Origin of the sequence: Alicyclobacillus suci (genome assembly GCF_017329615.1) — a bacterium.
GTDB classification, from domain to species: domain Bacteria; phylum Bacillota; class Bacilli; order Alicyclobacillales; family Alicyclobacillaceae; genus Alicyclobacillus; species Alicyclobacillus suci.
Genome location: NZ_JAFMTW010000038.1, coordinates 1 through 22,407 on the forward strand (window position 1 = coordinate 1; position 22,407 = coordinate 22,407).

Consider the following 22,407-nt stretch of genomic DNA (forward strand, 5'->3'; position numbering starts at 1 on the left):
CGAAGGAGTGGCTTGAAAAGCAAAACCTTGCATGATGCCCAGTTTTAGGTGGGGGATTTTTCGGTGAACATGTGGGGGATTTTTCGCTTGACAAATACAGCTTCTTTGTCATGCCTTTGTTCCTTGACAATTCCATCTCAGCCGCGTCTGGTTGGAGGATGCTCCAACGTCTGCAGACTGTGGCTTTCTGTTCCCGACCTGCCTGTGGGACAATGGGGTCAGCAAGTTTTTCTCGGGATATTTCTTTATCCTCCTTGCGGACCTTTTGGTACTGCTGTTTATAGCCTGATACCCAGGACCCACTGCCCAATCTTTAACCGCTGGTTGCACCTCTGTCTTTTGGTGGGGCGTAGTGGCCCGTCAATTGACACCTCGACAGATGAGTGCTGATGACGAGGCTGAGGTAAGTGGTTCCCACGGGCACCCAGGTCCGGGACTGACTTGACTCTATCACCTGAAATGGAGGTGAATCGATTGTCTAAACTGCATGTTGGTATTGACGTGAGCTTGCGTTCCCACCATGTTCAGTTCATGGACGGGCGCGGACAAGACTTGGCTTCGTTTAGTGTCCACAATGACCAGCCGGGCGCAGACACGCTCATTCGCAAGGTGTTGGAGACCACAACGGTCAAGCACATGGATTCAGTTGTCATTGGCATGGAGGCCACATCCAACCTTGGTTGGCATCTGGCGCATTACCTTCAACAGCAATTTGATGGATACCGCCCCAATCTGGAGACTGATATTCACGTCCTGAATGCACGCAAGGTGGCTCGTTTTAAGAAGGGATATGACACCCTCCCAAAGAATGACCGCATTGATGCCTGGGTGATTGCAGACCATCTGCGGTTTGGTCGTCTTCCTCAAGCCATGACTGATTCCGTTCAATTTGAAGCATTACAGCGTTTAACCCGTACACGATTTCACTTGGTTCAAAGCATTACACGGGACAAGACTTTTTTCTTGAACCAGCTATTCTTGAAGTTCAGTGGCCTTCGTCAAGACAATCCGTTCTCCGATTCCTTTGGCAAAACGTCACTCGCCGTGATTCAAGAGTTGGAACCCGAACAGATTGTGCAAATGCCGCTTCAAGAACTCATTGATTTCTTGACCGACAGGAGCAACAACCGGTTCGAGAACCCGGAAGAGACAGCAAAAGAACTGCAAAAGGTCGCTCGGAACTCGTTTCGTCTCGACAAAGTGATGAAGGATCCCGTTAATCTCTCACTCTCGGTTACGCTCAGTGTCATTCAACACATGGAGTCCGAAGTGAAGAAGCTTGATAAGGCGATTGCCAAACTGATGAAAGCCATTCCCAACACGCTCGAGAGCGTGCAGGGTATTGGTCCGGTTTATGCCGCCGGACTTCTCGCTGAAATTGGCGATATTAAGCGATTTAATAACCACAGTGCACTCGCCAAGTACGCGGGACTCGTATGGAACCAATACCAGTCCGGCGAGTACGAGGCTGACGAAACGTCGCGCATGCGAACGGGCAACAAATATCTGCGATATTACCTGATTCAAGCTGCGGATAAGGTTCGCAGATACGACTCAGAATACGCAGCGTTTTACCAAAAAAAGCACGATGAAGCATTGAAGCATAAGCATAAAAGAGCACTCGTCCTGACTGCACGAAAACTGGTACGCTTGGTGTTCACACTACTGACCACCAACCAGCTGTACACACCACCGGAGCGGAGGGGATAGCTTCACCTCGCCAACCGGAATTTCCAATTTCCAAACCGCAATGCTGGATTGAAAATTCAGCATACGAGGCGGTCTTATTCAGTGCACCCTTCTTCACCTCAATTTACCGGCTTTTACCGAATCCATTTCCAATTCCACAAGATCAATGACTTGACATCTTACCGCTGGGCTATCGTTCTGTTTGGCTCCGTTGCACAGAATGTGCAAAATCATCACCGACACTCTCAATTCAATGATTCAATGATATACGACAACGTATCATCGTCCCCGACCTGTGGCTTGGCTAACTGGTCCGTAAAGGGTCGAACGGCGGTATCGGAATGTCCGATCACCACTGAAATTACGTTGAAGTTCTTCTCAGACTTCACCCGTCGGAACTCCCCGTTCAAGAATTCATCGGAGACCGAGGCTGCGCCATCGGTAAGAAAAACGATGTCGCCTTTTTGAAATGCCGAGTCATCCATGACTTTTACAGCTTCTCGAAGGGGTTCCTCAAAGGAAGTCCCACCGTCGAAGAAGTGACAAGCCATTTCAATAATCTCAGTAGCCGGTGCAATGCGAGGGTTTGCCCATTTCTGGACGTAACATTCACCTCTGCTTGCAAAGTGAATGACTGCAAATGCTCGTTTTTCTCTGGATGCAATAGCAAAAAGCGAAAGTGCAATGCCCTTTAACCACTTTTCGACTACACCTTCCGTCGAACCAGATTCGTCTATACATACTACAATGGGACCTTGTCCCTCTCGTTCGTATCCTTTCAGCTCGTACTGTAATAAGCGTTTTTCCGCGAAACGGAGAAGAAACTCTTCTTCTGTATCCGGGTCTGCTAACAGAGCGAGTTCAGATGGTACAAGCCGAGATAAGTCATCCCCGAGGGTAATATTGACTACTTCCGTCGGTGGGTGCTGTGTACGATTGCGACGTTTTTTTAACGCGATCATCTGCATTCGTCCGGCGAGCTTCGCGATTTCACGTATTTTCGGATCGTTGCGCAGCATATCAGCGAGCAGTAGACGTTCAGCGCCGTTCACTGGGTTCCCGTTGCCGGGTTCTATACCGAAGGCATGCATTGCGTCAGCGTCCTGTGTAGCCAAATCAACGGTTTCGTCGAGTGCTTGACGCATCTCTCTCGCGATGGACGAACCATGTGTATCGTACGCTTCGTTGAAAATAGCTTCTGCCCCATTCAAAGCCTGACGAAGTTCGTTCGCTAGCGCATGTAGTTCGTCGGCCTTGTGTTGTGCGGGACTCGTTAGGTCTCCACCGGCTGCGTCTGAATACGCTTCTGCTTGGTCAAGAAGTTGTTGTAACTGTTGTTGCATTTTATGAACTGCTTGCGCCGCATTCTTCACATCGTCCGGGATAATTCCATTGAGCTTCTTTTGTAAATCAAGAGAGCCAATCGCCGAACCATATTCGTCGAATTGTGTCATCCCACGGAGATCCTTCCATGCGCTTTGTGCCATCAACGTTTCCATGACACGTTTGTTTACGACAGACGCATCGGAAGCGAAGGAAGGCGCGCTCTTGTAGAGCGACGCCCACACATCAGGAATAACGCCATCAATCTGTTGGTTATTGACGGCCTCTTGCAGTTTTGTTGACTCTTCATATACTCGTTGAAATGTGCGACGGTCGAAACGATCCGTTTCAATCGACCCAAATCTTAAATCCCGAGACACTTGGACATAACCCCTTTCAGCAATGCATCCACCTTCAACTCAGCTTCTTCAATCCGCGCAATTTTAGATGGAGAGCCTCCAGCAGTCTTAAACGCCTGTATCTCTTGCTTTATGTGTTTGAGTTTCTTCACCGCTTCGGTGCCGACTTGAACGGCCTGGTCTTCATTCGCCTTCACCGCATTGTTTGCGATGTCGCGTGCATCTTCGATCAGTTCTGCGATTTGTCCAGCGACTGGATCGAGGCGTTTACGAACGATGGACGCCACTTTTGCCACTTGAGAAGGATCGTCCCAAAGAGTGTGCTGAAGAATTTCAGCGTCTTCCTCGATGATGATGTGGTCCCTTCCTGCGAGAACCGCACGTGCCGGCAATACATCCGTAGCAATTTGTCGCCAGCGTCGATCCGACAGCGTAATGCCTTCCTGAATCAGGTCGTTCTTGAGGTTGAGCAACGCTTCTGCGACGCTTTGGTCAATCTTAATCAGTTTCGCCGCCTGTTGAAGCTGTTGTAATTCGTGCAACGTCAACAGATTCGGACGAGCCGGACGTGGCGAGGTCAGCATAGCAATGAAGTTATGTTCTTCGCGAATGTATCCTGGCTGAAACCGAAACACGAAGCGATCATAGACAGCTTGTAACTCCTCTTCTTCGGGGAATTCGTTGCTTGTACCAACAAGTGTACCAAGCGGTACTCTTACGGCACTTGTCCCGTTGTAAAAGACTCGTTCATTCGCGATTTTCAGTAGAGCATTTAGAATCGCGGAACTTGCCTTAAATACCTCGTCTAAGTAGCCAAAATGGGCCTCAGGTAGTTTCCCTGTGGTAATTCGTTCATAGACTCCAACTTTCAACTTTTGTAGGTCGTATGGCCCGAACAGCTCTTCTGGAGTCGTGAATTTCGTCATGAGCCATTCAAAGTACTTGTACCCGTCAATCAGTTGAGAGAGCTCGTCCGTAATCGCACTCTTCGCAGAACCTGGGAGACCAATCAACAGAATGTGTTGACGTGCAACGAGTGCAGTCAGTAATCCGTCGATCACGTCTTCACGTTCAAAGAAAGACGCCGTCAAATGGGAACGAATCGCGTTTACTTTATCTATAATATGTTGTTGGTTCATTCTTAAATCTCTCCTCAGGCCCCCAAGCCGTGCTAGGGGGCTAAATGGTTTAGCCCTGCATGGCCAGGGTATAGAGAACTTAGACTTGTTCGAGAAGGGCACGCATTTGCGCTTGTAGGATGTCTACATCCGTTTCAAGCGTGCCTATGCTCTCCTTCAAGATGTTCTGGTAGGTTACGATTTCGTTTCGTATTGAATGTGCACGTGCCATGAGGGCTTGTACTTCTTTGTCGTCTATCTGACCTTTGAGCGCAGCGCGCATCTCGGTAAGGAACGTCTGTGCTTTGTGCGTCACTACGTCACGCACCATATCTCGGGATTCCTCGGTGTTCATCACCGGAAGCTTATACGCATAGGTGTGTGGCAGTGACGACAAAAATCGAACGAGTTGGAACAACAGCTCTTCATTGTCGCGCGGCACCAGGTAGACGCCACCAGACTCTTTGAGCGGTGTAGCAGACAAGTCTTTCAGTACAGAACGCACCATTCGACGCCGTGCATCGGCATCAAAGTGGTTTAAATAAAGTCCATATAGATTCTGAAACTCCTCGGCCGCTTTGACCACGTTGGGGTCGTCTACATTGAAGACTTTTACGTTTGTTGTCTTGTACTCGTGGTTGAACACGAATACCGCGGCTCGAGGGTCGTAGTCGAGTTTCGTTTCAGCCGATGTTGGCGTTTCAATGACCAAATGTCGAACGACCTCTTTACGGTTACCCGTTTTTACGTCTCGAATGAGGAATCGAGCACCTTCGTAGTCTCGTACCCGTCCTTCTAACTCTTTTGTTGCACGACGGAATGCATCAGCTGGACGAATCTCCGGAATACGATATTCCTCAGGCAAGCCAGAGGCCTTAAAGAGTTCCCACAGCTGCTGTTTCGGGACTAATCGTTCTGACATCGCATACCATACAAAGTGTCCAATTCTGGACTCTACGTCACTGGTGGTTGCAGTAAGACCTTTAAGAGTTAATTTTTCTTGTGTCATTGCCATGTTTTCGCCCATTTCAACCGTATAGGGGGAAGCCCCCCATACAATTCAGGGGCTTCCCTCCCTATTTGGTTTTTTGAGTCATGGTGATTACGCGGTTTGTTTTTGTTCTTGTGATTCGTCTTGGCTCCGTTGTTCTGCAGGTAATCTAACCGGAGAGATTAGTGACAAACAATCTGTGTCCGGCGCAGAGATTGTCCCTGGTACAAGCGGACCATTGATACCAATTACCACTTTCTCCGAACTCATTGCACGAAGGGCTTCGACCCAGTACACAGAGTTGAATGCCATTTTTTCAATGGTTGCTTCGGGATTTAAGAGAGGCACAGAATCAGTACCTTTTCCGTTTAAGCTCGACTCAGCAGACAGCACTAGTTCGCCATTTGCGATTTCAAATATCGTGCGCATTTGGTCTTGGTCTCCAGCAAAATAAGAGACAAATTCGCAGGAGCGCAACAAGTCAGCTCGATTGACTTCGAGTTGTACCTGGACCGAAGCGGGTATGATCCTTTGATAATCAGGATACGTGCCGTCGAGTGCTCGCATAGTAAGACGCGTTTCACCATCAGACCACGTGGCCACCATAACTCGTTCGCCAATTTCTAGGACAACTGTTTCGTCGTCATCCGAAGGCAACATAGAGGACAAGTGAGCGAGTGGTTCTTTTGGGATGGTTAACTCGCGCTCGTCTTCACCTTCCATGACAATCCCACCGACTGACGTTTTAGCTAATCGCAAACCGTCCGTGGAAACAGCCGTCATGGTTCCATTAGAAATTGTTAAGTTGACTCCTTTTAAAATTGGGCGTACATCAGAATTCGAACACGCGTAGACAACCCGTTGTAGTGCATTTTGTAATACAGGAGCCGGTAGTTCCATACGCGCTGTTTCGTCCCGGTTCTGATACGGAGTAAACAACTTCGGATCTTGGCCCGGAATTTTTGCACTTTGTTTTCCGGAACGTACGTTGAGGTGTAACCCATCCTGTACAAAGATCACTTCGTCGGTTGCAAACTTCACGATATTAAGCAGTTCCTTTGCGGGAACGAGAATTGTGCCTGACTTCTCGATTCGAACCGTCGGATCACCAATTCGCTCAAACAACGAGCGTTTCAGTGATACGGTTTCCGATGAAGCTGTAAAGTCAACGCAATACTCGTCTTTATCAACTGTAATGAGGACATTTCGATACACAGTCGTCTTGCTGGATGCGACGCGTACAATGTCCTTTAAGGTCTTAATTAATATTTCCGGCTGGAATGTAGCTTTCATATTGCATCTCTCCGTTTTTGACCCCGCGCCGCCGCGCAAGGTCTGATTTTTTGTCAGAACCTGCGGCGGCAGGGTAAAACCGAGGATTCAGTTGTTTGTAGTTATGCTAACGTTGCTACGCGACCGTTGTCTGGTTTGTTTCGGTACATCACTTTGAAGCGTGTACCCTTGATGGAAACGAGGTCAGGCCAATTAAGACGCTCCATCTCTTTGCCAACACGCTTCGCGATTCGTTCGCTATACATGAACGAGATGACTTCCGCTTTCTTAGACGAGTTTGTTGTGACCAACACGGGTTTCACATCTACTTCAGATTGCAATTCACCGAAGGTCTGTATGATTGCACTCACGAGTTGGATATGGAGTCTATGATTTATCGAATAGAGACCATATCGTTCTGCTATATCGTGACAAGCGTACCAACGTCCTAGCCGTTGCTGCGTCTTTTCCACGATAGCGAGTACAGGACTTTGAATTGTCGATGATTGTCTCGTACTTCGTTCTTCAACATGTGGGATACCTGCGAACGAATAGATACGCTCCATGAATCGAATCCGCTCTCGAGGATCCAGTACGATGTCGCTGATCACCTTCGTGTTGGCCGCGACCCATCTTAGGATCGCGGTGCGGGTATCAGGTTCGGTGGTTTCCACCGACTCTTTATCAAGAAGGTAAGTCCTCACTTGTCTTGCGACTTCGGAATCTCTCAGGAACATCCCGACAAGAAGTACTGCGCGTCGCGGTAGCACGGTTAGGGACCGAGCACGCTTGCCAATACAACTGAATTCCTTGAGGGAATTCAGTTCTTCGCCTTGCAGCACACGCAAACCACTGTTCTCAAACTCACCACGATGGTCATGAATGAGACTAGCAATAGTCTGCTTTGAAACTTCGTAATAGCTTGCTGCCATTTCAAGCGATACGTATATGTCGCCTGGCAGTGTCGATAACTTTTTCACACGGTCTAGCACGTCCGTCTGATTGAGCAGGGACGTACGAGCCGTCGGGCTTTCAACGAGCACCTGTTCGCTCAGTTTCAACATGCTGTTCCCCCTCACTCGACGTATGTTCAGCTTGTTCAAGCAAACGTCCGATACGTCGATTGAATTGTTTTTTCCATGCGTTATACCTCTTCCACTCAAACCACACCCAGTCGAGCGTCCTTTTACGGTACTGCCCCCATTTCTGAGGTGACCAGGACGCTGGCCGTTTGTGGATGAGCCCAAGCTCAAACCCGATTTCATCTAACTCCGCCTGCGTGAGATTCAACGCTGGATGAGTAAAACGACGTTGCCCGGCCTTGAGCGGGAACAAGGTATTTCTCGCAGTGTCTTCTGATACGTCGTGGAGTAACGCGTAGAATTTAACGAGTCCACCGCCGGCATCGCAAACCCAGCAGTGGAACACGTTCTTCATCGCGTTAAGCTCTAAGTTTTGCCTCATATCCCCACAAAACGGGCAATCCGTTTTGTACTGACCATGCTTCCTCATACGTGTTAGTTTGAGGCTAGCCTGTTCAGCGAGGTCAACGATGGTGATTGACGAACGTTCTTGAATGACAACTGACAACCCGTCCCCACTCCTTTCTGCAACGACGTAACCGGGTGAAACTTAATTAGGCTACCGTGCTTGCCGGTTGGGATTGCTGTTGTGACATGTCAAACAAGTTCGGGCAAAGTTCGCCAATCGTAATGTCGTTTAACTGATCACGATAGGGGCTATCTCCGTTTGAAAGTATCTCTTCCGTGGTTTCTTGGACATCAAGTTGAAGCCATCCTAGTCGAGTGATTTTCTTTGGGGCGTTGATGTGCATAGTGTCAGCCATCCTTCCGAAATCTCCCCGCAAGGTCGCCGGGGAGTGAATAAGATACCCCGGCGACGGGGGAGATCGGAACGCAAAAAAAGCAACCGACAAAGACCTTTCGTGATGGTCATGTGAGACCAACACGGGTCTTGCGATTGCCTTTCAACTGCCACTTAAGCAGATTCCGATCAAAGGTTTGGTATTGCGAAAAGGTTAAGGTGGCGCTACCTACCCGAGGGTAAGTGCGAAAGGAGCTCCTGTCCTATGCACACGTGCACGTCCTAGTGCATCTGCTGGCGTACATAGTGAGTTCAGCCATCATTGCAACTGAACAAGAGGTATTGCCGTGAGTGTGCGACGAGTGACTGAGTACCGACGAGTGACATGCTGCCTAGTTTCACCTTGCGGTTCGCTATGTAATAGCTTCCTAGGCTCCTCTCTGCTCTCCACGTAATGGATTCAAGCGCATAAGAGGGAAAGTTTTTCTGATTTCTCTTTCAGATTACTCCAACATGTGTTTGTTGACAAGATGCTTTAGTCTTTCGAATCTAAAAACTTGTGATACTTATCTAGGCTCTTAATTTGACTAGGAGACGGGTTTGTCGCTCGGTGTCGCTGTTTTTCTAGATGTGACTTCATTACCTCTCCAAATTTGTCTAGCGATTCTTTTGCAAGTTCAGTATCTGATTGTGACTTCCAGCCTTTTTGTTTCTTTTTCACAATACGTCCTCCTATCCCTAATAGGATGGGCATAGCAGGACGCAAATAAACCCCTTCTTCACTGAGAAGAAGGGGTTATGATAATTATAGCGTTACTTTGCGATGTAATTAATCCATTCTCGTTGTCCGCGAGTTACGGTTGGTTTTACTGGACTCGCGTTAGAAGAGGAGAATGCCTTTAATAGAACTGCTTGTACATTTTTTGTGCGCGCGCGCGTCGAAGAATTGTTCGGCTTTCGAGTCGGTTGCTTCAGCATAGGCATGTCCACCACCTTCTATTTCATCATATAGCTTTATTCGGCATTTTGGAAGATACTCTCCAAATGACTATTTACCGCATCTGGGTCACCGAATTTTGAAATGTATTCGGAATGCACTCTATGAAAGTTCCAAATCTCATCTGATGTCATTAGACTATCAAATGCAAGAAGTGCATTCACAATTGGGTACGTTGGAAGAACTTCATCTGACCAAAATACAACAATATATGGCAAATAACCGGGTGGGATAATTGCAACCACAGTTTTCTGTTCAAACTTAGCAACAGAATCAACGATGACCGGTTCGTCATGAGAAATTTGTCTTTTCCACTGACGTACAGCTTCTTTTGCAATGTTTCTGGCTGGTCGAGGACAGAGGCGAAAATCATTTGACCCGTTCTCAACGTCGCGAATCATAAATGTCGCACAATCACTTCTAATATTTGACTCACTCAACGCTCTAGTGAGCTGAGCAGAAAAAGCGTTGCTAACTTCTATAGAAAATTGGTAGTCGTCTCGAATATAAAGGCGAGTTGCCCTCAAGTACTCTCGTGCCTCTTCGAAAAATGCTCCTGTTATCGCGTTAGAGCAGACAGCATTCAATGCGAGTTCGTTTTTCAATCCCTGCTCTCGTCGTTCACTGTTTAGTTTAAGGGCATCTGGGAGAATACCTTGGTATAGGCTTAAAGATAGGAGTGTCGTGAATATCTTCACAACCGCAAAGGTAATTCCACATGCCACAACCCAGTAAAGTGCCCTTGGAATCGGAAAGTCGCCAACCTTAATCACTGGATCACTTGGCAACGTTACGTAGCCGGTTGCGATGACGAGTGAAACGTAAAGGGTCACTCGCAGCTTATACTCATTCTTTGAGCCTTCCGGAAACCAATGTTGGAGTTTAGGAAGAAAAAATGAAAAGGCGAGGTAGATTGCTGCAGTGATGAAAGCAGGTAGAGGGCGGCTGTGGTCCCAAATTCTAAGAAGTAAGTGGTGGATCATTTTGGCTTTCACCTCCAGATAGTTCCTGAATGGGGATTATCCTCATTCAGGAACCAGGATGTTTATGCAAATGTACGCTTTAGGCGCTGTGGTTTGTGACGAGTTACGTCAATTGTGCTACTCCATTGATCAGCGAAATATACCGATATGATAGTGGATGGCTTTTCAATCACAACATGAATTTGTTGTCCATTTACATCTCCACGTTTCATCACTCTATCGTTGGTGCTTTGAATTGTGATACCAACTTGAGCGACCAATGAAATTGATGATATCGGTACTCTACGCTTTACGATACGTTTTACCGCATGTTCAGTAAACAGAAATTTAGGCTTTGAGTAATTTCTCATAATATTTTCCTCCTAGTCTTTTCGTCCTCGTCGTCCTCGATATGTTTTCTTCATATCGATGTCTGCGGTGGTCTACACCGGTTACGCACTCCGTGAGCTGATTAGAGATTGCAAGTTCCGTATTTCTTCTTCAAGGTGTAAGGCAGTCAACTTACGTTCCTCGACAATTAAGCTACTACGGTACGCGTATGCCGCGATGATTTGACGATCATGTTGAGTGTTAAATAGGTTGAGCACGCTCTCAGCGTCGTCTACGAAAACCGGGAATGGCTCCGGATTCGGGCGAAGTTGAAAAATCGCACGGCCGATTTCAAGATCGCACCAAACTTTTTCAGAGTGAGAGAGTAAATTGTATGGTTTGTTATTCCAAAGAATGCGAAACCCGTCTAAGACCTCTCCATCCTCATTAACCCTAAACAGTTGAATTTTTACATTATCCAATAGCTTATCGATTTTATTCTGCTGCATCCGAACATACTGTGAACGAAACGCTTTGGTGGCTTCTATTTTGAGAGATAGTTTCTCAATGTTTTCCTGTTGTATCTCTCGTATACCTTTGAGCCGGTTTAATTCATTGGATGCTCTGTCATATCGTTTTTGCCATTCTTCGTAGCGTGTAAAAGCATCACGTTCGTTTCCAAGTTGAGTATTGACTTTGTTAACGAAGTTTCTCATCTTTTCAATTTCAGAAATGGTTTTGTGGCTTTCAAGAGACTGTAATTCCTCCAGCTTCTTACGAAGCTCGATGCCCTCTAGTTCAATTTTCTTCAATTCTCGTTCTACCGTTGCGTTGTGAAACTCTACTTCTTGTTTTGCAGTTTTTAGAGCATCGCCGAGAAGCTTTTGCTTACAGGTAGGACATGTATCATCGAGCGTTTTACGCTGGGCCCGGATTGATTTGTAGGTCTCCTGTTTTCTATAGATTTGTGTGTTCAGCTCTTTCCGTTGATTCATGACGTTTTTCTGAGTGAAATCGAACTCAGCAATTCGTTCGGAATAACGATTGACCTGAGCTTTAATCTCCTCTGTCACAAGCGATTTGGGCTGTTCTGGCTTAGGTTCGGCTAAGATAGCCTCGTAGGTCGAAATCTCACCATCGAGTCTCAATAGGTCTTCCGTCAACTCCCTGAGTTCTGTAGAGGCTTTCTTTGCAAGTATCTGAATGGAGTCATAACCCATGCCGAACTTCTCGTTTTCAAGAACCCCCCTATGTTTTGGAAGTAGGCTTGAAAGCACGATGTTTGGCTCCACATCACTATATCGAGCAATAATAGCCTTTGCGTCTTTTGGCTCAATAGAGCTGAAGTAGCCCGGTATAAACACGGAAAGAAACTCTTGGACTGAGTTAAAAAACAGTGACTCAAGTTGACCTGGTTTAACTTTGTTTCCGTTGATGAATTGTTTTACTCCACCGGTTTCTGGTTTGACTCGCTCTACTGTAACATCCTGACCGCTCGCCGTTTCCCAGACCGTTATCACTTTCATGTTGTTCGTACCTTCGCGCATAAGCACGGAGTCATATCTTTTACTTCCCATAATGTTGGTACCATAAAGACACCACACAACGGCTTCTGCGATAGTCGACTTGCCTGCTCCGTTAAACGCACGAACGATTGTTTCGTCTGAGAAGCTAAACGTCTCGTTTGCAAAACAACGGAAATTTTCAACAATCACCATCTTTAGTTTCATTGTTCGTTCACCCTCTCTGGTTAAAATAAAAAAGACCAACACAAACCAAGGCATTTGCCGTGGATTACGTTGACCTTTTGATATGAACCATTAGGCTCTGTTTTCAATTGGTTCACAAGGCGTACATTTATCCGCTCGTGATACTCATGATTTGTACTTCCCTACCCTTTATAGGTGAGAGCTTCCGACAATGACATCGTTGTTCCATCTGGTAGTTGCTTTGCAAGCCGTTCAAGTGCGGCAAACAAGAACAAACTACCGATTTGTATTTTACAATCTGGGCAGTATCCAAGCGGTACATCCTGAAATCGAATGTTCCTCTCTGGGATAACCATCTCTCTTGGGGCGACAGGATAATCCTTGCAACAATTCCCGCAAGTAACTACCTCAGAAACATTCGGTTTGTCCTCGATATAAGCTTCAATTGCTCGCTCTATTAACATCTCTTCGTTTCCCTTTGTGTACAGTGCTGCCTTGAGGGCCAACATGATTTGTAATCTCTCCTCTAGCTGGTCCGCATCGTCCCAAGTAAACATGTCATCAACCCCTTGGTTGCATTTTCATGTTTTCATTATAAGCGTTGCTTATGCCAGCAAAGTTTAATATCAAAGGTTTTATTCCACATCCACGGACTTATAGATGGGTCATAAACGGTCAGAACAGAGACTCGTTCTATGTTCGTTGTATATGGAGCTGAGAGAACTAAGTGTAAAGGCCTGTATTGTGCTTTCCCGATTTTCGAATAACCCATCCAGATCCAGTGGTGAGTTTTTCCACGGATATCATTCTGAATGGTTGCATACCAAATACATTCACCATTCAATAGTGCTTCCGTGGATTCAATGGACGTAATTTTTCTTTTAATTTCGCGATCAGTTACATGACCTGACCAATCCAAATCAATGCCACGGCGTAGGTAAGATCTTAGTTCATCTGTGTGTAGGTCAAGGTCTTTTGTGCCTTTCAACCAACTTTTGCGTTTGTACGCGCAGTCGTCATGGTTACAGTGATTCATTCGTATGCCCATCGTTCACCACGATATGAGGGCTATCCCCTCTCGCAGTGTTGAACGAGAGGGGCGTCCCTCCTTTTCATTCGTGATTGATTACGCGTGACGCAATTGTTTAGCGCGACGAACGTATTCGTCCGGCGTAAACAAAACGTAGGTACTCTTGTTTTTACGAATCATACATGGAATACCGTGTACCTCTAAGAATCGTTTGGTTCTATTGGCACTCGTTTTAGATTTCGTTGACGTTATATATCTCATCGAGATGACCTCCTTATCAAAATGGCAAGTCGTCATCCGATATTTCAGGCATGTCATCGTCCGCAAAGGGATCGTCCTCATATGATAGACGATGATCGTTGGAGTTTGCGTTTGACGTGTTTTGCGGTGTGTTATTACGTGTTCCACCGTTGCCGTTGTTGTCACCACGGTCGAGGAACCGCACTGAATCGGCGATGACTTCCGCAACACGTACTTTCTGACCTTCCCGATTATCATAGCTGCGTATTTGCAACCTTCCGTCGACCGCGGCCAACCGACCTTTTTGCAGATACTGTGATACATTTTCTGCTTGCTTTCTCCACACCACAATGTTGATGAAGTCTGTTTGTCGGTTACCGTGGGAGTCTGTACGCATACGGTCAACGGCTAAGGTGAACGAAGCTACTGGGGTGCCTGTGTTTGTATATCTAAGCTCTGGATCCGCAGTCAAGCGACCAATTAGAATCACTCGATTTAACATGCAAAACACACCTTTCGATAAGTTAGGATACAATTGCTAGTTCTTGAATTACTGGTGTTGGTACTCTTTCTAGCTTGGTTGATTTGATGTGAATCGTTGTACCTTTTTGTAATTGACGGATCGCACTAACCAGCTCAGTTTCCCCTGTCATTGCTTCTACCCTGTCACCTGTCCTAGCCATTTCGATGGTTAACTTAACGAAGTCTTGGCCTTTGTGCTTTTTAAACTCAGAGTCCACCAATACACCAACCGTTTCGCCTTCGCCTAAGTCAGCGACAGGAATTACGGGTAAGCCACTTATAGGATTCTGCTTTGCTGGCTGTGGGTTTATAGTGGATTTTGGAATACTCGATAGAGTCTGCGATGGTATTGAATCGTCTGGAACAATGCTTGACTCAATGTATAGATCATCCGGCATCTCATTATCATTCGGGCGTTCAAAGTCCATTGTCGGTTCATCAAGGGCGATGGTAGCTACTTTGTTAAGAAGGTCCATCATTTTCACGTTTTCGAGTTTGAGATCCAAAACATAGATTGTCTTTGGATGTCCTGCGACCTGAGCCTGCATAGGCACAACGCGTAGCGTTAATGGAATCATTGCGATTCGGCCTCGCGTGAGTTGTCGAATGAGTTGAATTGAACCGATAAGGTTTTGTGAAGTGTAATACGAGGTACTATCCAGTTCCCAAATGCCGATTCCCTTTACTTCGGGAAGGAGGAATATGAGACGGGTTAGCTCCTTACACTGTTTTGCTTTGTAAAACTCGCATTCTTTGTACGCGCAGTGAACCTGCGTGTATCCTCCGTTTCCATCCTCCCGAACGGCAGTTTCACCATCACCTTTGCACCAAAGCCGGCCACGTCCCTGACTACCTTTGTAGGAACATAAGGCCTGTGGCATAAACTGTTCGGGATCATCGGTTGGAAAGCAAATTGTGATTTCCTTTGGTTTATCCCCGTACACTTCGTGAAAAGCAGCTGCAGCCTGGTCACTAGTATTCGTGCCATCGGCTCGAACCACAAAGTAATCAGTTGCTTTCGGGTATTCTTTTCCCCCATCGTTGACAGTCTTAACGCCAAGATAGATTTTCCCGACTCTCGGAATTCGTTTTGGTTCACTGAACCCTTTTATCATTCTTCTCACCTTCCGATACTCCCGGCGCCGCCGCCTTGGGAGCTAATAAGATACCCTGGGCGGCAGGGGGAGATCGGAACGCAAAAAAAGGCAACCGACAAAGACCTTTCATGATGGTCATTTAACCAACACGGGTCTTGCGATTGCCTTTCAACTGCCACTTAAGCAGATTCCGATCAAAGGTTTGGTATTGCGAAAAGGTTAAGGTGGCGCTACCTACCCGAGGGTAAGTGCGAAAGTGAGCTCCTGTCCTATGCACACGTGCACGTCCTAGTGCATCTGCTGGCGTACATAGTGAGTTCAGCCATCATTGCAACTGAACAAGAGGTATTGCCGTGAGTGTGCGACGAGTGACATGCTGCCTAGTTTCCCCTTGCGGTTCGCTATGTAATAGCTTCCTAGGCTCCTCTTTGCTCTCCACGTAATGGATTCAAGCGCATAAGAGGGAAAGTTTTTCTAATTTCTCTTTCAGATTATACCCATATTCAATTTCTCGCAAGTCTTAATAGCACAAAAAAGAGGGCTTTAGGAACGCTGTATTGACATAAATCGGAGGTACTTTTATGTCCCACTTCTAACAAAAAAACCCGCAGTTTTATCCGCGGGTCTCCTTATGGAAATTTCTGATTAAGTGAGAATGGGCGATTTGACGGCCGTTTGTGCCTCTTTTAGACACTCTTTGCAGATGCGTTTGCCCCTGTATGTAGTTAGTTCATCTGCAGAATTGCAAAACATACAAGCTGGATCATATTGACGCAGGATAATTCGATCCTCATCAACGAAGATTTCCAAGGCATCTTTGATCTTAATTCCCAAGGTTCGGCGCAACTCAATCGGCAGCACGATTCGACCCAATTCATCCACTTTGCGAGTTATACCAGTTGATTTCACAGTTCACACCTCCAATCTCCATAATTTCAAACGTATTGTTTATTAAGTATATAGTTCCAAGTTGTAACTTTGAACCCCTTGCATGGGTACTCTCACATGAGAATTCGTTCAACATCACCGATGAACATCTTGTCCTTTTCCGATTTTCGATTCAGGCGAACCTTTACATGACTGCCGGTTCGTAGCGTGCCCCTCGTATCCTCACGTTGTCGGATACGTACCATCACACCCCCAGGCAACACGGCCATTCCCGTTCGGCCAGAAACACTAGACACCTCTGCAGGATAACTGACTCCCGTTGAATATTTTTGATGATACAAGTCATACGGATTGGGTTTTGCATCCCTCCTTGATACAATTACTCGCCGAATGCGCCCCTCTGTCGTATTACTCGTGATTTTGATTTCAATCATTTCACCTATTTCTAGCTCATATGGTTTGGACACTTTATGGTCTACCAATGAAATAGGTAACCACATATCATTTCCGGAGACATCTACGATATAGCCATAATCGTTTCTCCGCTTAATGACTGCTGTCCAGGTTGCGCCGGCTACTACTTTAGAGACGTTCGCATTGCGCATTATCTCCAACGCTCGTTGGCGAGAAAAGACAAAAACACTCTCTCCGTCGACGTTGGGGATAAAATGGTGCGGCACAGCAGAGATAAAACGATTGAAGTAGCGTTCTGCTTGCCGTTCGTTTGCGAATCCAGCTTCAGACCACGGGATCTTCCCGAATACTGGGCCATATTTTACAGTGATGGCATTTTCCTCTTTCCACTCTTGACCATTCGCGGTGTTTACGTAGTATTTCACCTTGTCGTTGGTAGACATCACTTGAAGTTGCATAACCGTGTCGTTGGACGCCCACATGAGAAACATATTTGTCGCATGGCGCTCATCATCGAGTGTTTGCGGGTTCAATTGGGCGCCTTCCGAGGTGATATTTACGTACACTACGTCTTCGTTCATTCTTACAGTCCCCCTAGAATTCGAGTTTTGCGCTCCAAACTTTTCCGTCAAAGTGCACGCCAAGGACTTTCTTATATCTAAGGCGTTCGCATCTTTCATGCGCATGACGTAAAGCAAGGTTAGTTAGTTCCGAAATGTCTTCTGCAAACATGCTGTCAGGTTGCGGTATTTCAAGAAGTGTTAGTGTAACAATGCCAGATTGTCTGATTCCATTAAGACGACCCTCAACACGAATTGTTTCACCCTTTTTGAGCTGCTTGCGGTTTTCACGGCGAACGACACGCCGCAGTATACGGGCTTCTTCTTCTGCCGTACGCTCAGACGTGTTCTCTGTCACAAGCGAGTCACCCCCATTTACCAAATTCTTGTCTTATACCGATATTTTCAGGCAGGATTATCTAGATTTCGTGATAAAAACGTGCCACTTTACTTTTTTGCAGCGAGCGCACAGGTTATCACAAGCGTGCCCAAGAGAATATAGGGAGCAAAGGCTATACGTTTCACACGGTTTCGTTTTAAGAATGGATGTATCCATCGGCGGAATGGTTTTGGCATTGAGTACCTATGGCGTCTAAGTACTGGAATGATGAGTCGAATTAACGCAGCAGTATTTGAGACCACGAACACACACAACATAGATGTTGGACCCAGAATGCTACCCAGTGCCGAGAAAAGTAACACATCACCAATTCCGAGGCGCACCATTTGAAACATCAGTAGTCCTAGTCCTAAACCAATTACAGCTCCTACACTTGATTCGATGAGCCCGTGTAACCCACTTAACAAGAGTCCCGATAGGAATCCGCCAATAAACCCGCATAGAATGGACAGCATAGGAATTGTGAAGTCGCGGATATCTTGATAAGACGCCCAAAGGAGCATACCTAGAGCGAGGCAAGAATCGACGCAAAAAGCCCCCATTACTGCCCCACTCCTACCCGCTCAAATACCACATAGCCTTGATCCGAATAAACAAGTTTCCAATCCGGAAGGTCACTTAGCAATTCATTTAATGCCTCTTTACTTTGAATACAAACGACGTTTACGTGTTCCTGGTTCAGGTACCTTTCAGCACCTTTTTTTGCATCTAGAATCGTGCTGAATTTTTCCATGTATCCGTTTTTCAAATAGATTTCCGTGCGTCCGTCAATGCTTACTGGTACACCCATCGTTTCAAGCGTTCCACCGATGTTGTAATCGTTCCATACCCGCCACGTTGGATGTTTTTGTTCAATCTGCTTTACGACAACTACTGCATGTGGTTCTACGCTCGCGTTGGCATTCGCATATAGACTGCCGTGTACTGAACTGATGCCTTCAACAATAAGCAGGGACAAACCAATGAATAGCCCAAGCCGTAGTGCCGTATATAGCTCCCGCGGGAACCGTAACCTCTTAAACCGAGCGTAAAGGGACTTTGGTATATATTTGGTGCGAGGCGCAAATGCCCATACGGTAAGGATAAGCGCATAGGATCCAAATCTGACCGATTTTAAAAACATAAGAAAAACAATTACTGCCCAGATCGTTTGAAAGAGTTTGAGTCGCTCTTTGTTTTGTATGCGTATTACGAGCATAACTGCAATAATGAGACTCAAGGACGTCGTTATCCATTCGGTAATTGTGGCCGGTTGCCATTCCATGATGTAGTTCTGTACGCCCGATTTTGCGGAGAGCCATAGCGCAAAACGATATATGCTGAAGCCCTGTGGATTGATAAGCGATACTGAAAAGAGTACCCCTGTTGTCACTAATGACCTAAAGAAATCTTGTCTAACACTACGCTCATGCTGTATCCAATGCGTTTTAACAGATGGAATGAGCGTGATGAGCCCTATAGAGAGTGTGAACAACCACTCTAACATGAACGAACCATGCATGTTGACCCAAATGATTTGTAAAAGAGATAAAGCTACGATTCGCAGTAACCATTTCTTTATACGGAACACGATCCACAATGTGACTACCATGAACAGATACGAAAATGTCTCTGCACGGATTTGGTCCCAAGGTGTTGAGAGAATTCCGGCTATAATGGCCCAAACGCGCGCATAAGGGACATTGGAATATCTCAATACATCGTAAAAGATACTCCAAGTTAGCAAGGATACTAAAGTCATCATGGCGACAACGCCACGATAACCTAAATAATGACTGACCGTATAAAGTAAAAGTTCAAATCCCCATTCTTGCGGCATCCAACGTTGTCCAACGGCAGTCCATGTTCCATAAACGTGCATAGGAACGCTTCTGTGTAAAGCGATCCATTGACCAACCCAGTTTGACCACATGGTGTCCCCAGTCGAGAACGGAGTGGAATAAAACTCGATAAAAAAGAAGGCCAGCACAGCTAAAAAAGCTGCTTGGCTGACCCATGAGGTTTTAAGAGATACGTTACGTGATCTGCTTGTTAATACGGTTATTACCGCCATGCCGATGCACCCTCACGAAAGCGACCAGGTACTCTTGCACTTGTATCCACTTCTGAACCGGTATCAATATTTTTGGCTTCACGAGGTGGCTCTGTTGAAAGTGGTGTTTCATCATTTGCCAAGGCAGCAGTCTTCTGTTGTTCTTGCTTGTTTGGTTCTGAAGAACTGGCTATCAATGTATTTGACGCAGAGTTTGGTTGGTTGTTTTCCTTTTCTACGCTTTGATCCCGCGTTTCAGCGTTTTTGTGTTGCACACTTTCTCGTCCACTTTCTCGTTGTCGAACTGTCTCACTCTTGTTTGAATCTGCCAGAAGGCATCCTTCAGCGTTCTTCCATTGCGCATCATGAGCAATTGCTTGATTTGGGTGGAATCCCTGCAATTCTGACTCAAGAATCATGGCCCCACCTCCGACAAATATGGCCGTACGGACTCGGTTTTGTCGTGTTCCCCACAGGTCTGAGATACACGACTTCAACACAGTCGCAAGGTCTTTTTTTGCCTGCTCAACTTCACAAGAGAGATCCCAATCTTTGCCGCCGTAATACATGCTGCCGTGGTGTAAGACGCGGTCTGCAAGGTCAGTGTCCATGATATCGCCCGTTTGAGTTTCGAGACTCCGACGAATGACTTGTGTGAGATCCCGGGTACCGTGAGCAATTGTGCCCGAGATTTCATCATGGATTATCATGTCTCCACCAAAAGTCTCGAGTACAACGACATCTGTGGTATCACCGCCAATATCAACGACTGCAATATATCCGTCTTTTTCCGTGTCGAACAACTCCGGCATCGAAGGAGCTAACGCATATGCGGCTACAAGAGATTGAGGATACTCGCTGACGCTACGAATTGACACAGTGACAGGTTCAGACTTGTAGCGTCCGATAGTTTCGCTTTTACCCCGAAGTCTGGATGATAGCTTGCCCTTCACCGTATGGAACTGACTGTAAGGGTAGTCTAGTGTAAGGTCTACAGCCTCGTTATCCGTAACGAGCATAGACAACACCGTCCATATGAGCACTTCGGCTGCTTCTCCATCGAATCTGTCTCGACCAAAAACATACTCCGGGAGCAAGCCGAAACGTTCTGCCATTTTGCCCACAAGATAATCTTGGCCCTTTACTGTGACTTGAATCGATTCTTCAGAGGCTGGCTGTTTTCTTGAGAGCGAAAAGACTGAGCGGTGTTGTCCGTGTGCAACGACGGAACGTAACATGACTCGGTCACCTTTTTCGTTGATTGCCTTTACAAATCGATTCCCCAAATCAATAGCGATTTTCATTTGATGTTTGCCTCCTGGAAATACGTGTTAATTGAATACTGATGTCCATTTATAAGCCGTGTTTGCGGGCAGAATGCCCGGTATTTCAGTAACTTTCCCGTTCTTCTCAACATAAGTGTCAGGCACACCGGTAATCCATTTTTTTGAGTTTCCGTTCAAAGCAACGACTGTTTCTTTGAGATTCAAAGACTTTGCCTCTTTTTGCACGTTCTCAAGTTCTGTTTTCACCGTCTCATTTGGCTTGGGCCATGTGACGACAATTGTAGGTTCGTGTTTGTACTTCCCTCCGCCTAACTGTTGAAGTATAGAAGGGTCCATGTCCGAGACAAATACGACTGGAGAATCGGCCACATCCAACGTTTTAGATTGCCCTGTGGACGTTATAACGGGGATAGTATGGTATTGCTGAGCCTGCTTAGACGAAACAGTATGTTCACGTGCTTGAAGCGAAATGAGGTGTGCCGTGGTATTTTGAGCCGACTTTACTGGTGTCGACTTTGACTCAAGAGGTTTTTCGGTAGATACTGACGTTCCCTTTCCTTGCGAGAATGCAAAATATGATATACCGCCACCTACGACAACAATCACACTAAGTGCAATAGAACCGATTGTCCGTTTTTTCAAGAAAAGAAACGCTCCTTTCGACAAATTGTGAACTAACTCAAGTTTGTCATGTGAAAGGAGCGCTTTTGCGCCAAAAACGTGATGATTTTTTGTTTTAAAACTCCCATATAAATGTGTCCCATTTCTTCTTCGGGAACAATGCAGTCTCGCTCCACGGCCGCACATTTTCAAGTCTAACTATCGTACGAACGTTAGATCCGGTATATTTTGTAGCCATTTGCATGAGGTCCCCTTCATACGTTGTCCCTACGGCTGTATGACCTCTTAATTGTTGACTGATCTGTTTCGCGTCTCGTGCGACACGCAACCCAGCTTTGACGCCACTTACCGACCTTTCCAAACGTGGGTCGATGTGGAGCTCATAAATTGCACGAGACACGTTAGAATACCCCGTCAGTTTCCGTACTCTCCCGTTCAACCAAGGATGAATAGGATATGCAACAATACTCCCCACCATATAATCTTGCCGCAGGATTTTTACCCAACCCATGTAGAGTCCAGTTAACACCGCAAAACCAGCTAAAATCTCCAGTCCATCGTCGGTCTTGAAAATTCCATCAAAGCTAACTATGAGCAGAATAAAAAGAGGAAACAGAATGTATTTTGAGCGACGATGCATCAGATATGTGAGAACAACGGTTAAGACGTGTAGAGGGCTGTACACGGAAAATACAAGAGAAAGTAGTTTTACCAAACGGTCACTATTTTTCACTCACTGTCCC

Annotated in this window: 24 protein-coding genes; 1 reads left to right on the forward strand and 23 read right to left on the reverse strand. The window is 46.2% G+C overall.

What is annotated here, in order from left to right; genetic code table 11:
* Positions 1–474: 474 nt before the first annotated feature.
* The gene (locus J3482_RS15270; RefSeq protein WP_206922664.1) at positions 475–1,710 is read left to right on the forward strand and encodes an IS110 family RNA-guided transposase; all 1,236 of its coding nucleotides are present in this window, start codon (positions 475–477) and stop codon (positions 1,708–1,710) included.
* 224 nt (positions 1,711–1,934) lie between these two features.
* Here the strand turns inward: J3482_RS15270 and J3482_RS15275 are convergent, their stop codons facing one another.
* The 23 genes from J3482_RS15275 to J3482_RS15385 form a co-directional block, all read right to left on the reverse strand.
* On the reverse strand, positions 1,935–3,392 hold the full coding sequence (locus J3482_RS15275; RefSeq protein WP_206922665.1) for a vWA domain-containing protein: 1,458 nt from the start codon (positions 3,390–3,392) through the stop codon (positions 1,935–1,937).
* The gene (locus J3482_RS15280; protein WP_206922666.1) at positions 3,377–4,510 is read right to left on the reverse strand and encodes an AAA family ATPase; all 1,134 of its coding nucleotides are present in this window, start codon (positions 4,508–4,510) and stop codon (positions 3,377–3,379) included. The genes J3482_RS15275 and J3482_RS15280 overlap by 16 nt, the downstream gene beginning before the upstream one ends.
* Before the next feature lie 79 nt (positions 4,511–4,589).
* Entirely contained in the window at positions 4,590–5,504 is a 915-nt protein-coding gene (locus J3482_RS15285; RefSeq protein WP_206922667.1) for a DUF6744 family protein, read from the reverse strand.
* A gap of 87 nt (positions 5,505–5,591) precedes the next feature.
* Positions 5,592–6,773, reverse strand: a complete 1,182-nt coding sequence (gene dnaN / locus J3482_RS15290) for a DNA polymerase III subunit beta (protein WP_021296004.1) — start codon at positions 6,771–6,773, stop codon at positions 5,592–5,594.
* Positions 6,774–6,874: 101 nt separating this feature from the next.
* Positions 6,875–7,816: a hypothetical protein gene (locus J3482_RS15295; protein ID WP_206922668.1), complete on the reverse strand. Its 942-nt coding sequence runs from the start codon at positions 7,814–7,816 to the stop codon at positions 6,875–6,877.
* A complete protein-coding gene (locus tag J3482_RS15300) occupies positions 7,785–8,342 on the reverse strand; it encodes a CHC2 zinc finger domain-containing protein (protein ID WP_081654044.1) in 558 nt (185 codons plus the stop codon). The genes J3482_RS15295 and J3482_RS15300 overlap by 32 nt, the downstream gene beginning before the upstream one ends.
* Positions 8,343–8,388: 46 nt before the next feature.
* Positions 8,389–8,598: a hypothetical protein gene (locus J3482_RS15305; protein WP_206922669.1), complete on the reverse strand. Its 210-nt coding sequence runs from the start codon at positions 8,596–8,598 to the stop codon at positions 8,389–8,391.
* A 513-nt stretch (positions 8,599–9,111) separates the two neighbouring features.
* Positions 9,112–9,297 (reverse strand): hypothetical protein, encoded by a 186-nt coding sequence (locus J3482_RS15310; protein WP_021296008.1) that lies wholly within the window; start codon positions 9,295–9,297, stop codon positions 9,112–9,114.
* A 293-nt stretch (positions 9,298–9,590) separates the two neighbouring features.
* On the reverse strand, positions 9,591–10,568 hold the full coding sequence (locus J3482_RS15315) for a hypothetical protein (protein WP_206922670.1): 978 nt from the start codon (positions 10,566–10,568) through the stop codon (positions 9,591–9,593).
* 50 nt (positions 10,569–10,618) lie between these two features.
* Positions 10,619–10,906 (reverse strand): DUF4258 domain-containing protein, encoded by a 288-nt coding sequence (locus J3482_RS15320; RefSeq protein WP_021296010.1) that lies wholly within the window; start codon positions 10,904–10,906, stop codon positions 10,619–10,621.
* 81 nt (positions 10,907–10,987) lie between these two features.
* The gene (locus tag J3482_RS15325; RefSeq protein WP_206922671.1) at positions 10,988–12,595 is read right to left on the reverse strand and encodes an AAA family ATPase; all 1,608 of its coding nucleotides are present in this window, start codon (positions 12,593–12,595) and stop codon (positions 10,988–10,990) included.
* A gap of 161 nt (positions 12,596–12,756) precedes the next feature.
* Positions 12,757–13,131 carry a hypothetical protein gene (locus J3482_RS15330; protein WP_021296012.1) on the reverse strand — a complete coding sequence of 125 codons (375 nt, stop codon included), beginning with the start codon at positions 13,129–13,131 and terminating at the stop codon, positions 12,757–12,759.
* A gap of 569 nt (positions 13,132–13,700) precedes the next feature.
* Positions 13,701–13,865 (reverse strand): hypothetical protein, encoded by a 165-nt coding sequence (locus tag J3482_RS15335; RefSeq protein WP_161624341.1) that lies wholly within the window; start codon positions 13,863–13,865, stop codon positions 13,701–13,703.
* A gap of 16 nt (positions 13,866–13,881) precedes the next feature.
* Positions 13,882–14,346 (reverse strand): single-stranded DNA-binding protein, encoded by a 465-nt coding sequence (locus tag J3482_RS15340; RefSeq protein WP_021296013.1) that lies wholly within the window; start codon positions 14,344–14,346, stop codon positions 13,882–13,884.
* Between the two features lie 22 nt (positions 14,347–14,368).
* Positions 14,369–15,481 (reverse strand): recombination directionality factor, encoded by a 1,113-nt coding sequence (locus J3482_RS15345; protein WP_031218403.1) that lies wholly within the window; start codon positions 15,479–15,481, stop codon positions 14,369–14,371.
* A 627-nt stretch (positions 15,482–16,108) separates the two neighbouring features.
* Positions 16,109–16,372, reverse strand: coding sequence for an AbrB/MazE/SpoVT family DNA-binding domain-containing protein (locus J3482_RS15350; RefSeq protein WP_021296015.1), 264 nt, complete (start codon positions 16,370–16,372; stop codon positions 16,109–16,111).
* Between the two features lie 92 nt (positions 16,373–16,464).
* Positions 16,465–17,346 carry a S1 domain-containing protein gene (locus tag J3482_RS15355; RefSeq protein ID WP_021296016.1) on the reverse strand — a complete coding sequence of 294 codons (882 nt, stop codon included), beginning with the start codon at positions 17,344–17,346 and terminating at the stop codon, positions 16,465–16,467.
* A gap of 13 nt (positions 17,347–17,359) precedes the next feature.
* A complete protein-coding gene (locus J3482_RS15360) occupies positions 17,360–17,683 on the reverse strand; it encodes a hypothetical protein (protein ID WP_021296017.1) in 324 nt (107 codons plus the stop codon).
* An 89-nt stretch (positions 17,684–17,772) separates the two neighbouring features.
* Entirely contained in the window at positions 17,773–18,267 is a 495-nt protein-coding gene (locus J3482_RS21870) for a prepilin peptidase (protein ID WP_206922672.1), read from the reverse strand.
* Positions 18,267–19,778, reverse strand: coding sequence for a hypothetical protein (locus J3482_RS15370; protein WP_206922673.1), 1,512 nt, complete (start codon positions 19,776–19,778; stop codon positions 18,267–18,269). The genes J3482_RS21870 and J3482_RS15370 overlap by 1 nt, the downstream gene beginning before the upstream one ends.
* On the reverse strand, positions 19,769–21,061 hold the full coding sequence (locus tag J3482_RS15375; protein ID WP_206922674.1) for a ParM/StbA family protein: 1,293 nt from the start codon (positions 21,059–21,061) through the stop codon (positions 19,769–19,771). The genes J3482_RS15370 and J3482_RS15375 overlap by 10 nt, the downstream gene beginning before the upstream one ends.
* Positions 21,062–21,088: 27 nt before the next feature.
* On the reverse strand, positions 21,089–21,685 hold the full coding sequence (locus tag J3482_RS15380) for a hypothetical protein (protein ID WP_021296021.1): 597 nt from the start codon (positions 21,683–21,685) through the stop codon (positions 21,089–21,091).
* Positions 21,686–21,779: 94 nt separating this feature from the next.
* A complete protein-coding gene (locus tag J3482_RS15385) occupies positions 21,780–22,397 on the reverse strand; it encodes a hypothetical protein (RefSeq protein WP_021296022.1) in 618 nt (205 codons plus the stop codon).
* Positions 22,398–22,407 lie beyond the last annotated feature (10 nt).